Origin of the sequence: Microcoleus sp. S36b_A4, assembly GCF_036700645.1 — a bacterium.
Lineage (GTDB): Bacteria > Cyanobacteriota > Cyanobacteriia > Cyanobacteriales > Microcoleaceae > Microcoleus.
On the sequence record NZ_JAUBPI010000131.1, the window covers coordinates 1 to 13,912 of the forward strand.

12 protein-coding genes and 1 pseudogene are annotated in these 13,912 nt (G+C 45.9%); 6 read left to right on the forward strand and 7 right to left on the reverse strand.

Annotated features, from left to right (window positions below):
- Positions 1-73: 73 nt before the first annotated feature.
- The 4 genes and pseudogenes from QUA03_RS26430 to QUA03_RS26445 form a co-directional block, all read right to left on the reverse strand.
- Positions 74-463 (reverse strand): annotated as a pseudogene (locus tag QUA03_RS26430) (lactate/malate family dehydrogenase); the annotation flags it as partial.
- Positions 464-578: 115 nt separating this feature from the next.
- Complete coding sequence (locus QUA03_RS26435) at positions 579-794, reverse strand: NAD(P)H-quinone oxidoreductase subunit O (RefSeq protein ID WP_333216349.1); 216 nt, start codon at positions 792-794, stop codon at positions 579-581.
- 189 nt (positions 795-983) lie between these two features.
- Complete coding sequence (locus QUA03_RS26440) at positions 984-1,916, reverse strand: DNA-formamidopyrimidine glycosylase (RefSeq protein WP_333216351.1); 933 nt, start codon at positions 1,914-1,916, stop codon at positions 984-986.
- A 2-nt stretch (positions 1,917-1,918) separates the two neighbouring features.
- Positions 1,919-2,296 (reverse strand): photosystem I reaction center subunit IV, encoded by a 378-nt coding sequence (locus QUA03_RS26445; protein ID WP_333216354.1) that lies wholly within the window; start codon positions 2,294-2,296, stop codon positions 1,919-1,921.
- Positions 2,297-2,583: 287 nt separating this feature from the next.
- Here QUA03_RS26445 and QUA03_RS26450 point away from each other — a divergent pair, with 287 nt between their 5' ends.
- Both QUA03_RS26450 and QUA03_RS26455 read left to right on the forward strand, forming a co-directional pair.
- Positions 2,584-3,363 (forward strand): dihydrofolate reductase family protein, encoded by a 780-nt coding sequence (locus QUA03_RS26450; protein WP_333216356.1) that lies wholly within the window; start codon positions 2,584-2,586, stop codon positions 3,361-3,363.
- 105 nt (positions 3,364-3,468) lie between these two features.
- The gene (locus QUA03_RS26455) at positions 3,469-4,665 is read left to right on the forward strand and encodes a GNAT family N-acetyltransferase (RefSeq protein ID WP_333216358.1); all 1,197 of its coding nucleotides are present in this window, start codon (positions 3,469-3,471) and stop codon (positions 4,663-4,665) included.
- Between the two features lie 342 nt (positions 4,666-5,007).
- Here QUA03_RS26455 and QUA03_RS26460 read toward each other — a convergent pair whose 3' ends face one another.
- Positions 5,008-5,574, reverse strand: a complete 567-nt coding sequence (locus QUA03_RS26460) for a hypothetical protein (RefSeq protein ID WP_333216359.1) — start codon at positions 5,572-5,574, stop codon at positions 5,008-5,010.
- 173 nt (positions 5,575-5,747) lie between these two features.
- Positions 5,748-7,112 (reverse strand): ATP-binding protein, encoded by a 1,365-nt coding sequence (locus tag QUA03_RS26465; RefSeq protein ID WP_333216368.1) that lies wholly within the window; start codon positions 7,110-7,112, stop codon positions 5,748-5,750.
- A 248-nt stretch (positions 7,113-7,360) separates the two neighbouring features.
- Between QUA03_RS26465 and QUA03_RS26470 the strand changes: the two genes are divergently transcribed.
- From QUA03_RS26470 to QUA03_RS26485, 4 genes are all read left to right on the forward strand, one after another.
- Positions 7,361-8,206 (forward strand): M48 family metallopeptidase, encoded by an 846-nt coding sequence (locus QUA03_RS26470; RefSeq protein WP_333216360.1) that lies wholly within the window; start codon positions 7,361-7,363, stop codon positions 8,204-8,206.
- A gap of 112 nt (positions 8,207-8,318) precedes the next feature.
- Positions 8,319-8,792: a TspO/MBR family protein gene (locus QUA03_RS26475; RefSeq protein WP_333216362.1), complete on the forward strand. Its 474-nt coding sequence runs from the start codon at positions 8,319-8,321 to the stop codon at positions 8,790-8,792.
- 226 nt (positions 8,793-9,018) lie between these two features.
- Positions 9,019-10,893: an ATP-dependent zinc metalloprotease FtsH4 gene (gene ftsH4, locus QUA03_RS26480; protein ID WP_333216364.1), complete on the forward strand. Its 1,875-nt coding sequence runs from the start codon at positions 9,019-9,021 to the stop codon at positions 10,891-10,893.
- A gap of 295 nt (positions 10,894-11,188) precedes the next feature.
- Positions 11,189-12,754 (forward strand): HNH endonuclease, encoded by a 1,566-nt coding sequence (locus QUA03_RS26485; RefSeq protein WP_333216365.1) that lies wholly within the window; start codon positions 11,189-11,191, stop codon positions 12,752-12,754.
- A 78-nt stretch (positions 12,755-12,832) separates the two neighbouring features.
- Here QUA03_RS26485 and QUA03_RS26490 read toward each other — a convergent pair whose 3' ends face one another.
- Positions 12,833-13,729: a M48 family metalloprotease gene (locus tag QUA03_RS26490; RefSeq protein WP_333216366.1), complete on the reverse strand. Its 897-nt coding sequence runs from the start codon at positions 13,727-13,729 to the stop codon at positions 12,833-12,835.
- Positions 13,730-13,912: the final 183 nt, after the last annotated feature.

Here is a 13,912-nt window from a genome sequence, read left to right on the forward strand (position 1 = left end):
TCTAGGGAGTAGGGTTTCATTTTTCTCTTTCTTACCACCTCTAATATTGTACCTAATCGTTAAGCAAAGTGCTGTAAGTCATGATATCTAGGGGATTTGTGACTGTGATTAAGATTGCTTCGGGAGAATGCTCGATCGCCTGTTTTGTGGCTTCAGTGACAATTCGAGCATTGATTTTAATTAAATCTTCCCGATTGATACCGGGTTTGCGTGGCACTCCGGCGGCAATTACTATGATATTTGAGTTGGCCGTATCTGTATAATTATTTGTACCGACAATTTGGCGATCGTGGCGTTCCACTCCCCTGGCTTCCATCAAATCCAAAGCAACGCCCTGCGGCCAACCCTCCACAATATCTAGCAATACTACATCTGCCAGATTTTTCTCAGCAATTCGCTGGGCTAACGTACTGCCGACTTTGCCTGCACCAATAATTGATACGCGGTTTGATGGAGAATTCATTGGGTTTTAGATTTTAGATTTTAGATTTTAGATTTTAGCAATCAACTTAATTGGGAAAGGTGCGCGGTGTGCACCCTTCGCTACATTAAGAACAGTGAGGTTTAGTTGTGGTGAGTTACTTAAAATCTTCGAGTTGGTCTACCCGCAGCCAAATATTCGGGGTGGGAACTTTGCCAAATTTGACGAAGGCATAGTCGCCGCGAACATCCATCACTTCGCCTTTTGTTTCAAATATATAGGAGGAAAAGCGCTGGTCGCTGGCTTGGGCTTCTAGACTGTTTTCCAATTTTTCGCGTACAGCGCGAACTATACTGCCTTTCTTGATTGCCATAACTTGCTTTGTTTAGTTTAAAAAACTATACAAATTTTAATCTAGATTTGGCTGCAAAGTCACTCGGCGATTGAAATCGCTACTAAACAAACAAAGTCCACTCCAAGCGGACTTAAGGAATAAAGGAGTGCGATTCGTGGGGTACATCTAAAATCTAAAATCTAAAGCCTAAAATCCATTGACTGCTTCCTATGTCTGACAAATGGGGCAAAAATGAGTCGATCGCCCTGCTAATTTTATACGTTCGATGGTTGCCGAGCAAGTGCGGCAGGGTTGACCGGCACGATTGTACACCCAAGCGACGCCGCCGTAGTTGCCGTTGACACCTTGGACGTTGAGAAAATTGCTAAAAGTGGTGCCCCCGGATGCGATCGCCTTCTGTAAAACTTGAATAATAGCTGTATGGATGCGCCCTATTTGCTCTGCGGTCAAATCCGCGCACAGAGTTGTGGGCATCACTCCCGACAAAAACAAAGTTTCGTCTGCGTAAATATTGCCCAAACCAGCTATCAGTGCCTGGTCTAGCAAAGCTGTTTTTATGGGTCGCGCCCGCCGGTGCAGTTTGCGGGTCAAATATTCTGTTGTAAACTCGTCTGAAAATGGTTCGGGGCCTAAGAGTTTCAGACCGATGACAGTGCTCGAAACCTCAGTTTCTGCGGGCACGTACCACATTTGCCCGAAGGTGCGCTGGTCTACAAACCGCAATTCTTGGTTTCCTTCAAAAAATAGCCGTACTCGCGCGTGTTTTTGCAAGGGTTCGGATCGGTTCACCCACAGCAGTTGTCCCGTCATCCGCAGGTGAACGCCCAACCAGCCGGCTTTTGACGGAAGGAGGAAGGAAGAAGGAAGAGGGGAAGAGCTTGGAGTTTGAGCTCTAAATTCTCCCCCTTTCCCTTTCTCTCTTTCTCCTTCTGGGAATTGAGATAGTTCTGCCAGGAGGTATTTGCCGCGTCTGTACCAGCGGGCGATCGACTTTCCTTTGAGTTTCGTCAAAAAATCGGTCGCAGAGATTGAGCGGGCGATCGTGCTGTTTAACAACACGTCCCCGCCCAACATTTCTTGATCGAGGGTTGCTTGATTCAAACCCCGGCAAATAGTTTCAACTTCTGGCAGTTCTGGCACAATTAGCGTTGTTCTGTTCCTTGACCTTGAGGCGAACCTTGGACCGTGCCTGGCGTTTCGGAGCCCGGTTTGCTGTCCGCGGTAGTTTTCGGCTGCTGCGAGGGGCTACCCTGGCCGGTTTGCCGAGTTTTCTCGTCGAGCGTGGTTTGTTTGCCGCCGGGAGCTGCGGTTGATTTTGCTTTCGCTTTGGGGGCTGCTACTTCCACTAATTCGCTTTGGGCGAAGTTGTTGGTGTTGACGCCGGCATAATTTACTTTGTCAAAGCGAACGATAACTGGGTATTTAATGCCGCTTTGGTCTACCGTAGCAACGGTGCCCACTTCTTGATACCAGTAGGATTCTTTGCGGAGAATCCGAACTGTAGAACCGCGTTGAACCATGAGCTTTGTTTCCTTTGCGATGAATAAACGGATAAAGCCATTTTTTTTACTCTAGTCGATCGCGCGACGCATTTGAAGTCTGCAAGGAAATTTTTACCTGTCGCGCCGTTTTTTGATCTGCTATTTGTAAAGAAAAGTAAATACTTTGCTAGGGCGATCGCTGGGGTTGCAAAATAAATAAACCCACATTATCCGTCAAATAAAACCCGTGGGAGCGAGTTGAAAACAAACTTTACAAATAGTTGTGAATTGCTACAGTTAAATGTTATGGGAAATTCTGATAAGTCATGACTGAACCTCACGCCACAGTAATACTCGCGATTAGTGCGGACGGTAAAATAGCAGATGCAGTACGATCGCCCGCGAGATTCGGTTCTGCCAACGACAAAGCCCACCTCGAACAGCAAGTAGCAGCAACCGACGCGGTTTTGTTCGGCAACGGCACGTTACAGGCTTATGGGACGACGATGAGAGTGATTTCGCCGGAATTGGTCAAACAGAGGGAACTCCAAGGGAAGCCGCCACAACCGGTGCAAATTGTATGTTCGCGATCGTCCCAATTTGACCCAAACTTGCGATTTTTCCAGCAACCGGTGCCTCGGTGGCTGCTGACGGGGCCTGACAGCAGGGAAACGGCATTGCCGTCTCCTCTCAAGAACGGGCAAGATGCCTGTTGCACAAGAGATGAACTTGCTTGTGGAACAGGCATCTTGCCTGTTGATAAAAGGCTTATTGAGAATGGTGCAACATCTCAATTCGAGCGAATTATCTATGCAAAAACCGTAGGTGGAGAGATTGATTGGATTGATGCGTTTCAACAGCTAGAAACTATCGGTATCAAACGTTTGGCGATTCTGGGCGGGGGGAAACTGGTAGCCTCTGTGCTAGCTGCAGGCTTGGTAGACGAACTTTGGCTGACGGTGTGCCCGTTAATTTTGGGCGGGGCGGATGCACCGACGGCTGTTGAGGGAGAGGGTTTTTTGGCCGATTTAGCGCCGAAATTGGAGCTTTTGGCGGTTAACCAGGTGGGACAAGAGGTATTTTTGCATTATCGGGTCGATCGATAGTCCCGCATTTTAACTGCTTTCCGGCAGAGCCTGGTAACAAATGTCGAACAGGGGAAATTATATTAACTTAAATGAAGTTCGATCGCTCTACGCTCAAATCTCCCTATGCTGAAACAGCCAAAACCTGAATATTCTGTAGCCTGGATTAGCAAAATAGGCGAAATCCCGCAAGCGTCGTGGGATGCCTTGGCGATGCCACTAAAAACTCCATTTCTGGAATGGGATTGGCTTAACAATCTCGAAGTATCGGGCAGTGCGACAGGTAAAACCGGTTGGTTACCGCATCACTTAACAGTCTGGCGAGACAAACAGTTGATTGCTTGCGCGCCACTTTATGTCAAAAGTCACAGTTACGGCGAATTTGTATTCGATAATCAGTGGGCCGATTTAGCTCAACGTTTGGGTGTTCAATATTATCCCAAATTGATGGGAATGACGCCGTTTACTCCGGCTGAAGGCTATCGGTTTTTGATTGCCGAGGGAGAAGATGAAGACGAATTAACTGGAGTAATGGTAAGCGCGATCGACCATTTTTGTGATCGGCACAATATCTCCGGTTGCAATTTCCTTTACGTCGATCCCGAATGGCGCGAAAGAATGGAACGCCACGGTTTCAGCAGTTGGCTGCACCACAGCTATATTTGGCAAAATCAAGGCTATCAAAATTTTGACAATTATTTAGGCGCATTTAATGCCAACCAGCGCCGCAATATCAAACGCGAACGCAAAGCAGTTGACCAAGCTGGTTTGTTGGTAAAAACGCTGACTGGCGATGAAATTCCCCAAGCCATGTTTGCTCAAATGTATGCTTTTTATGAGAATACTTGCGACAAATTTGGTTGGTGGGGAAGCAAGTATTTGACTAAGCGATTTTTTGAACAGTTGCACCACAATTATCGCGATCGAGTTTTATTTGTAGCCGCCTACGACAAGGAAGATGACAGACAGCCGATGGGTATGTCTTTTTGTTTGTATAAGGGCGATCGACTGTACGGGCGTTATTGGGGCAGTTTGCAGGAAATAGACTGCTTGCACTTCGATGCTTGTTACTATACGCCGATCGAATGGGCGATCGATCGGGGCATCCAAAGCTTCGATCCCGGTGCGGGCGGGCGGCACAAAAAACGGCGCGGCTTTCCAGCTACGCCCAATTATAGTTTGCACCGATTTTATAACAACCGTCTGGCGCAAATTCTCAAGTCTTATATCGGTCAAATCAACGAAAGAGAACAGGAAGAAATTGATGCTGTCAACGAGGATTTACCTTTTACTAAGTTACCTCCTTTGTTACTCGGCGAGTGACAGTTGACTGGGAATTTGGAATTGGAAATTGGGAATTAGTAACAGACCATCGGTGTCAACATAATACTAAAACCCTGTGTATAATCTCTCGTTTGTATCGAAGTTTCTATCCCCCTAAATTCCCCTTATAAAGGGGGAAATTGAATGTTCTTTCCCCTTTATAAATACGAGTTAGAGGAGACGTAAGAATACTATTGTCTCCCCCTTAATAAGGGGGGTTAGGGGGGGTCGAAACTCAACTATAAACGATATTTATTAGGGATTTTAGTCTTAAGTTGACACGAATGGTAACAGTCAACCGTCAACCGTCAACCGTCAACCGTCAACCGTCAACCAATTAACCTAATTTACAAATACTCTCCCATCTTCCTGAATTTCCAGAGATTTTGTATCAGCGGCTACCTCAGTTGTCGCGCCGAAACTGACTTGCAACATTCCCGGCATCGCGGTTGCTTGGGGGCGAACCAGCACCAATCCGCCGTCTGGGCGCTGGTAAGTGAGGGTGATTGGTACTGGGAGGGTTTGAAGCAAAATTTCCGATTGTTCGCCCAGAGTGCGCGGCTGGGTAACGCCTACGATTTGATAATTGATGACAGCATTGGTGGTATTCACCAGTTTAATTACTATCCCGCCTTCAGCAGGCGTAACTCGCGCACTGGGCAGGGGGAAGCGGGGAGGCGCGTCTGTTGGTGTAGAGGGCATCCCGCTGAGGCCCGGACTTGCAGCCGGAGTTGGTTCGCTGACGGGTTCTTCAGTGGCTGCGGGAGTCTCTGCGGGTTGGGAAACGGGTTTTCCTTGTTGGGGCGGGGGGCCGCCGGCTTGGGAAAGTGTTGCGAGACTAACGAGTAAACCTCCGCAGGTGGCTGCTAGCAAGCTGATTTTTTTAAACGGTAGATTGTGGCGAAACATAAATAACTCCTCACAAGTTCGATCGAGGTTTTCCAACAACGTTTATGTTAATCCATGGCGTAAATGAATTTTAATAGCTGGGTTTGGGCGCGAGGTAGGAAGAATAAGGGTTTGAGGGGTAGATTTTTTTTAAACCGCAGAGGGCGCAGAGGAAGAGAGGAAGAGGGGAAGTTTTAAAGGCGGAATTGTTCTGATTTGTGGGCGGGGAGGGTGACGGTAACGGCGGTACCTCGATCGACTTGGCTGTCTATGCGGATTTGGCCGCGGTGATTTTCGACAATTGCTTTGGCGATGGCTAATCCTAAACCGGAACCGGCGGCGCTGCGGTGGGTGCGGGCGGGATCTGCGCGGTAGAATCGATCGAATAAATGCGGCAGGGCTTCTGTGGAAATTCCGATGCCGGTGTCTGTTACTTTTATTTGCAGCGCTGGATTTAACATCGGCGAATTTCTTTTGTTTTTAGCTGCCACATCCAATTCTACTTGAATTTGACCTCCAGAGGGCGTGTACTGCACGGCGTTGCTGACGATATTGGTAAAAAGTCGGGCTAGTTGATCCCAGTCTCCCAACAGTGTAAAGTTGTCGTCAGCGTTGGGCAGATCGACAATTTCCAAAGAAAGAGAGAGATTTTGGGTAGTGGCGATCGCCTGTTGTTCTTCAATTAGCTCCATCAGCAAAGCATCAAGAGGAACTTCAATCCACTCCTGCTGCACGATGCCGCTATCTTGTCTGGCTAAAAATAACAAATCGTCAACCAAGCGCCCCAAGCGGCGGGTGAGGCGTTCGATAACTTGTAGCTGTTGATGTTGCTGCGGTTCGATATCCGGTTCCGCTAAAGCTACTTGGACGTTAGTTTGAATAGTGGCGATCGGATTTCTGAGTTCGTGAGAAGCATCAGCAGTAAACTGTTTGAGACGCCCGTAAGACTCCCGCACAGGTTTCATAGCCAATCCCGACAGCAGCCAGCCAATAGCTGCAACGCAAATTAGAGTTAAACTCGCGCCCAAAATCAAATCAAGAATTAATTGGCGGATGGGTTTTGTCACTTCAAACCAAGGATGGCTGACTCGCAAATATCCCAGAACTTGGCGGCCGATTTGTACTCGCTGCGTTACTTGTCTGAGGGAATAGTTTTGATCTGACTGCAACTTATTATTAATAATCCAAACTGTTTCGCCAGTGCGGTTAGCGTGAATGGGAATATTCAGTGGTTCCGATAAAGTAGACCACAGCAATTCGCCCGTAGGACTGAACCATTCTAAATCAATGTGGTCATCTTCTACTGCATCGGTGCTATCTCGAAAACTGGCTTGAATATTAACTTGCAATTTATTTTTATCTGTGGTACTAGGGAATTTTAGCGGTTCGATAACCAGAGTTCGCTCTATTACTTCGACAACGTGATGGAGGGTGTCATCAATGCGATCGATCAAAGTTGTGCGGACGTAGAAATAGAAACCAGTGGCGAATACAAGTAACAATACAGCAGTAACGGCTGTGTACCAAATAGCGAGGCGGCGGCGGGTAGCTTGGAACATATTGCGAAGGAAGTTCGGCAACTGATTGTGTAATCTATTCAACAGATTTAACCGATTTAATAACTATAACCTTCTTCTCTTCTTCTCTTCCTTCGTGTCCTAGCGCTTACGCGGTTCGTTTAAAAAAAGCCTTCTTAGCCAATGATCCAAAAAAACTATAACAATATTCCATTATTAATACTTCAGACAGATGTCGAGTTAGCTGTCAGCCTGGTAATCTACTCGCGAAAGTTTTTAGGTAAAAGCCTGTGAATAAATTTTTATTTCGAGCCGCGATCGGGCTATTAATGGCATTTTTTGGGGCAATCACCTATTTTACAAACGACGTACAAAATCCGGTAACAGGAGAGAGACAGCGGGTGCAGCTTTCTCCCCGCCAAGAGATAGTTTTGGGATTGCAGGCGCGAGATAAAATGGCCGCCCAGCACGGGGGGCTTTATCCCAACCAGAGTATTCAGCAGTATGTCGATCGAGTAGGAGAACGAGTTGTCAACGGTTCGGCCGCTAAACAAGCGGGTTATCCGTTTGAATTCCACCTGCTGCGAGACGCCGAAACTGTCAATGCTTTTGCTTTACCGGGGGGACAAGTTTTCATTACTGCGGGGCTGCTGCGGCGTCTGAATTCCGAGGCTCAGTTGGCTGCTGTACTGGGGCACGAGGCCGGTCACGTGGTGGGCCGACACGCTGCGGAACACTTGGCAAAACAGCAGTTCGGCAGGTCTTTGGTAACGGCGGTTGGGGTGGCTACTAGCGACGATCGCGGTGGGGGCCAGCAGGCTGCATTAATTGCTCAAGCTGTCAATCAAGTGGTCGGTTTACGGTACGGTAGATCAGATGAACTTGAGAGCGATCAGCTCGGTTTTCGGTTTATGACCGAAGCTGGTTACGATCCTAGAGGTATTGTTGAGGTGATGCAAATCCTCGGTGCCGCTAGGAAGGGCGAAGCGCCGCCGGAGTTTTTGAGTTCTCACCCAAACCCTGAAAACCGAGTGCAAAAGTTGCAAGCTTTAATCGCGCAAAATTACCCTAACGGCGTTCCAGCTAATTTGGAGTCTGGACGCGATGAGTTTGCTAAGAATGTGTCGGGCGGTTAGCGATAATTGCATTGGGCTTTACAAAAGTTATTACTAAAGGCGGATCTAAGTTCGGCTGGGAGTTGGCACGATCGACTTAATGAGCGATCGAGCAATTGGAAAGTTGAAAACCATGATTGAATCTTGGATGATTATCGGCGGCGTGACTTTCTTAGTCGCCTTCGGTACTCTGTTTTTTAAACTGCGCGATATTAATTGGGCCGTTAAACTTCAAAGACCGAATTGGATGTTTTTTGAGCCTGCTATTCCGTTAATTTGGACGGTGATTTTTGCTTGCGGGGCCGGCAGCGCTACTTTCGTGTGGGAACAGGAACCCGGTAGTCTCAAAACTTGGCTGCTGATGGCTTTGTACTTGATTTTAGAAATTGTCACAGTTGCTTATATTCCTGCTACTCTCAGAGCCAAAAGTCTCAAAGTAGGGACGATTTTGGGAGGGGCTGGCGAGATTTTGGGAGTTGTGCTGACGTTGGCTGTTTTGCCGATTTCTCAAACCGCCGCTTTGTTACTTTTGCCTTACGCGATTTGGGGTGCGATCGGCACTTATACCACTTGGGAAATGATTCAGTTAAACCCGGAAGCTGCATAAATATTCCCTGTTCTTCGGCGCACCCTACATACTAGAAAGCTCTTCTCTTCCTTCGTGTCCTTAGCGTCTTCGCGGTTCGTTAAAAAAAACATTGTTAATAATGGCACAGCGGTGCTAGCGGGTTAACCCACCCGATAAAGTGAGGAAATCCGCTTAACAGTGTGTGGGTATTTGATGAGAAAATAGATGAATAAAACTGCTTTAAATCAAAGGATGACAGTTATCAATGGCCATTAAAGACCAGCCCCAACCACCTCGTTTTCGCCAAATTAGCAATATTTTGTTATTGCTCTCAAGTTTGTTTTTGCTGGCAAACATCTTTTTACCGAATTTGTTCGGCCCTCAAATTCCGCAAGTACCTTACAGCTTGTTCGTCCATCAAGTACAAGAACAAGATGTAGTCCGAGCTTCGGTAGGTCAAAATGAAATTCGCTACCAACTCAAAGGTGAAGGCGACAAACCCGGTCAAGTGCTGTCAACTACGCCGATTTTTGACCTGGAATTACCTAAACTTTTACAAGAAAAAGGCGTTGAATTTGCGGCAACTCCTCCTTCCAAAAATGGCTGGATCGGCAGTGTTTTAAGCTGGGTAGTTCCGCCGCTGATTTTTGTGGCGATTTTTCAATTTTTCATGAACAGGCAGGGTGGCGGGCCACAGGGCGCGCTCTCGCTGGGCAAAAGCAAAGCTAAGGTCTATGTAGAAGGCGAATCGGCGAAAATTACTTTTGCTGATGTGGCTGGAGTAGAAGAGGCTAAAACTGAATTAGTCGAAGTTGTTGAATTCCTGAAAACTCCTGACAGATTTACGGCAATTGGCGCGAGAATCCCGAAAGGCGTGCTGTTAGTCGGGCCTCCAGGAACTGGCAAAACGCTGTTAGCAAAAGCAGTGGCTGGTGAAGCTGGCGTGCCATTTTTTAGCATCTCCGGTTCGGAGTTTGTGGAACTGTTTGTAGGTGTTGGTTCTGCAAGAGTTAGAGATTTATTTGAGCAGGCTAAGAAACAGGCTCCTTGTATTATTTTCATTGATGAATTGGACGCGATCGGCAAATCTCGTAGCAGTAACGCTAGCTTCGGGGGGAATGATGAACGCGAACAAACTCTGAATCAACTGTTAACTGAAATGGATGGTTTTGCTGCGGGCAATACTACGGTAATTGTGCTGGCTGCAACTAACCGCCCGGAAAGTTTGGATGCTGCTTTGTTACGCCCTGGCCGTTTCGATCGCCAAGTTTTGGTCGATCGCCCCGATTTATCTGGCCGCGAAGCAATTTTGAACATTCACTCTCAAAAAGTGAAGTTGGGCCCGGATATTGACTTGAAGGCCGTCGCCACTCGTACCCCCGGTTTTTCGGGCGCAGATTTGGCAAATTTGGTCAATGAAGCTGCTTTGTTAGCCGCTCGTAACAAGCGACTAACTGTGGCGCAGGAAGACTTTTTTGAGGCGTTTGAGCGCGTTGTAGCTGGTTTGGAAAAGAAAAGCCGGGTGCTCAATGAAAAAGAGAAAAAGATTGTGGCTTACCACGAAGTCGGACACGCGATGGTTGGTGCTGCACTGACCGGCGGCGGCGAAGTGGCCAAAATATCGATCGTCCCGCGCGGTATGGCAGCATTGGGTTACACGTTGCAAGTACCGACAGAAGACCGTTTCTTGTTGGATGAATCGGAATTGCGCGGTCAGATTGCTACACTGCTTGGAGGGCGATCGGCTGAGGAAGTGGTGTTTGGTAGCATTACTACTGGCGCTTCCAACGACTTGCAAAGGGCGACTGATTTAGCTGAACGGATGGTGACAACTTACGGGATGAGTAAGGTTTTGGGGCCTCTAGCTTACGATCGAGGTCAACAATCAATGTTCCTCAATGACGGTATGGGAAATGCCCGCCGCGCGGTAAGTGCTCAGACTGCTGAGGCGATCGACCAAGAAGTGAAGGAAATTGTCGAAACTGCACATCAGCAAGCTTTGGATATTCTGAAAGCCAATCGGGAATTGTTGGAAACAATTACGCAGAAACTGTTGGAAACTGAGGTGGTGGAAGGTGATGCACTTCGCGAATTCCTCCGTCAAGTGCGGCCTTTAGATAAGGTTGCGGCTTCAGTTTAATAGGGTTTAATCGGACTTACGCATGAGGCCCAGAAACCGGGTTTTTTCGAGAATACTCCGCTGTAGGCAGCAGATTCGAGAAAAACCCGGTTTCTTTGTTCGGAGTGGGTAAGTCCTGTTCATAAAGATGTATGATCATTCGAGGGTGGTTGAAAAAAAATCCAAGTTCTGAGTTACTTCTACCCGCGAGATGTGTCCCTTCGTGTAAGCGCCTCCCTTGAGCGAAATTACATAGCCTTTTACTTACTCACTGTTTGACGGATAGCTCATTAATCCAAATATATATAAAAACATCATGGCTAAAGTTAATCTAGATGCTCTGATTCCACGAGAAGATTTTGAAGTAGAAGAAAGTAAAATTTCAACCAAAAAAGAAAAAATTACTATTGATGACATCAAAAAAGATTCATTTTTCTTCCCCGCTGTCAGAAAACCAGATTTCCAAAGAGAAACCAATGAATGGGATAGCCAAAGAATTTGCGAATTAATCAAAAGTTTTATCGAAGGTGATTTAATTCCCGCAATCATTTTGTGGCGAAGTACAGGTGGATACTTATTCGTGATTGATGGGAGTCATAGATTGAGTGCATTGTCTGCTTGGGTTAACAATGATTACGGCGATGGACAAATCTCAAAACTATTTTATGACAGTGTAATTCCTGATGAAAAATTAAATATTGCTGAAGAAACACGCAAACTGATTAACAAAAATGTTGGAGCATACGAGGATTTTAGATTAGCTCTCACACATCCTGATAAAGTTAAACCAGAAATTGTAAAATCCGCACTAAATTTAGCAAGTCTAGCAATTCAGCTTCAATGGGTTGAAGGTGATGCAAGTAAAGCCGAAAATTCATTTTTCAAAATCAATCAGCAAGCTGCCCCCATTGATAAAACCGAGCTCAAACTTCTTGAATCCAGAAAGAAACCTAATAGCATCGCAGCACGCGCAATCATAAGAAGTGGCAAAGGTCATAAATATTGGTCGAGATTTTCAAAGGAAATACAGGCTCAAATTCAAGAAATAGCTAAAGAAATTAATGAGATACTTTTTGAACCGACGTTGCAGACTCCCATAAAAACTTTAGATCTACCCGTGGGCGGGAAATTGTATTCCCCTCAAACTTTACCATTAATTTTAGACTTTGTAAATATTGTTAACACAATAGATTTTAACAATAAGGATTCTAACAATAAGGAAGTTAAGGATGATCTCACAGGTAAAACAACCATAAATTTTTTAAAAAAGGTGAGAAAAGTTGCATATATATTAAATAGCAATCATAAATCCTCTTTGGGGCTACATCCCATTCTATATTTCTATTCACCAAATGGACAACACAGAACTGTCTCTTTCTTTGCTGTTGTTGATTTTGTCATGAAACTAGAGGAAAGAAAGAAGTTAAAGGACTTCATTGGTGTTAGAAAAAATTTTGAAGATTTTCTTCAAAATTACGACTACTTAATTAAACAGATTTATGAAAAGTATAGGGATGTTCAGAAAAGCTACAAACACATATCGAATTTTTTTGAGCAAGTTGTGATTCAGTTAAAAGCTGGAAAAACTCTTGATGACACTCTAAACCAAATTATATCGAGCGATGATTTTAAGTATTTAAATATTCGCAATCAAGAGAAGTCAGTTACTTCATCCACAAAAGAATTCAATACAAATAAAAAGAGTGAGATTATTATAAAAGACCTATTGCGGAGTGTACCGCGCTGTCAAATATGCAACGGATTAATTCACAGAAACTCAATTTCTATCGATCACATACAGCGCAAAGAAGATGGTGGATCGGCAACTTTAGATAATGGGCAGATAACTCATCCATATTGCAATACAGGATATAAAAATTAAGCTTTAAGAAATATCCACAGAAACCCGGTTGCTTCAAAACACCGGGTTTCTAAATATTGCTGCTGCATTTTAGACTGATCAAATTCCGGGCACGTAGGCCATAACTGGAGTACCTTGCTGCTGCTGCGCGATTTCCAAAAGGCGTTGAATGCGATCCTCTGTCGGCGGGTGAGTGCGGAAAAGTGACTGCAAACCTTTAGTCGAAAAAGGATTCACAATCAGCAGGGGCGACATCGCAGGATTGCCGTGCATCGGAATTTCATGACCCATTTTCTCTAATTTTTGCAAGGCGTTGGCTAAACCGATGGGATTATTGGTAATTTCTACCGCACCGCTATCGGCTGCAAATTCCCTGGTTCGAGAAATCGCCAATTGAATTACGGTTGCTGATAGCGGTGCTAAAATGATTAAAAACAGCAAACCAAACGGATTCGCGCCTTGTCTGCTATCCCGCGTTACCGGGCCGTAAAGCGCTCCAAAAGTCAGAATTCGCCCGACAAATGTAATCGCACCGGCAATTGTCCCTGCAACTGCTTGAGTGAGGGTGTCGCGGTTGCGGATGTGCGTGAGTTCGTGCGCTAAAACGCCTTCCAATTCTTCGCGGGAAAGTAGAGTTATGATTCCTTGAGTAACTGCTATTGTCGCGTGTTCTGGGTCTCTTCCTGTGGCGAAAGCGTTGGGAGATTGAGTGGGAACTAGAAATATTTTAGGCACCGGAATTTGGGCTTTTTCGCTCAGCGATGCTACTATATCGTAGATTTCGGGAGCTTCGCTGCGGGCGATCGGCTGAGCGCGGTAAGCCATTAACGCTGCCGTGTCGGAATAGTACCAAGAGCTAAAACTTGAGAAGCCGGCTAGCGCTAAACCGATGTAAAGTCCTTGCTCGTTCCCGATTAAATAATAACTTCCTAAAACGAGAAGGCCGCTTAGGAGTCCTAAGAGAGCGGCTGTTCTGAGTTGATTTGTTCCTAACATGGCGGGTTGAGGGTGATCGCTATTTTGATATTTTTGAGCTTGTAATTAGATTTTCATATTTGCGAGCGATCGCGCCTCTATCTGCCGAAATAACTGGTGTCGCCAATCTGGGGGGGTGACAAAGAGGTCTACGAGATAGACTGTATAAGGGTTGCAGCCCGCATACCTTGTTGATAAAAGCGG

Excerpts from the sequence above, each read along its gene's own strand:
- QUA03_RS26435 (WP_333216349.1), bottom strand. The coding sequence starts at position 794 with ATGGCAATCAAGAAAGGCAGTATAGTTCGCGCTGTACGCGAAAAATTG.
- QUA03_RS26445 (WP_333216354.1), bottom strand. The coding sequence starts at position 2,296 with ATGGTTCAACGCGGTTCTACAGTTCGGATTCTCCGCAAAGAATCCTAC.
- QUA03_RS26450 (WP_333216356.1), top strand. The coding sequence starts at position 2,584 with ATGACTGAACCTCACGCCACAGTAATACTCGCGATTAGTGCGGACGGT.
- QUA03_RS26455 (WP_333216358.1), top strand. The coding sequence starts at position 3,469 with ATGCTGAAACAGCCAAAACCTGAATATTCTGTAGCCTGGATTAGCAAA.
- QUA03_RS26460 (WP_333216359.1), bottom strand. The coding sequence starts at position 5,574 with ATGTTTCGCCACAATCTACCGTTTAAAAAAATCAGCTTGCTAGCAGCC.
- QUA03_RS26465 (WP_333216368.1), bottom strand. The coding sequence starts at position 7,112 with ATGTTCCAAGCTACCCGCCGCCGCCTCGCTATTTGGTACACAGCCGTT.
- QUA03_RS26475 (WP_333216362.1), top strand. The coding sequence starts at position 8,319 with ATGATTGAATCTTGGATGATTATCGGCGGCGTGACTTTCTTAGTCGCC.
- ftsH4 (WP_333216364.1), top strand. The coding sequence starts at position 9,019 with ATGGCCATTAAAGACCAGCCCCAACCACCTCGTTTTCGCCAAATTAGC.
- QUA03_RS26485 (WP_333216365.1), top strand. The coding sequence starts at position 11,189 with ATGGCTAAAGTTAATCTAGATGCTCTGATTCCACGAGAAGATTTTGAA.
- QUA03_RS26490 (WP_333216366.1), bottom strand. The coding sequence starts at position 13,729 with ATGTTAGGAACAAATCAACTCAGAACAGCCGCTCTCTTAGGACTCCTA.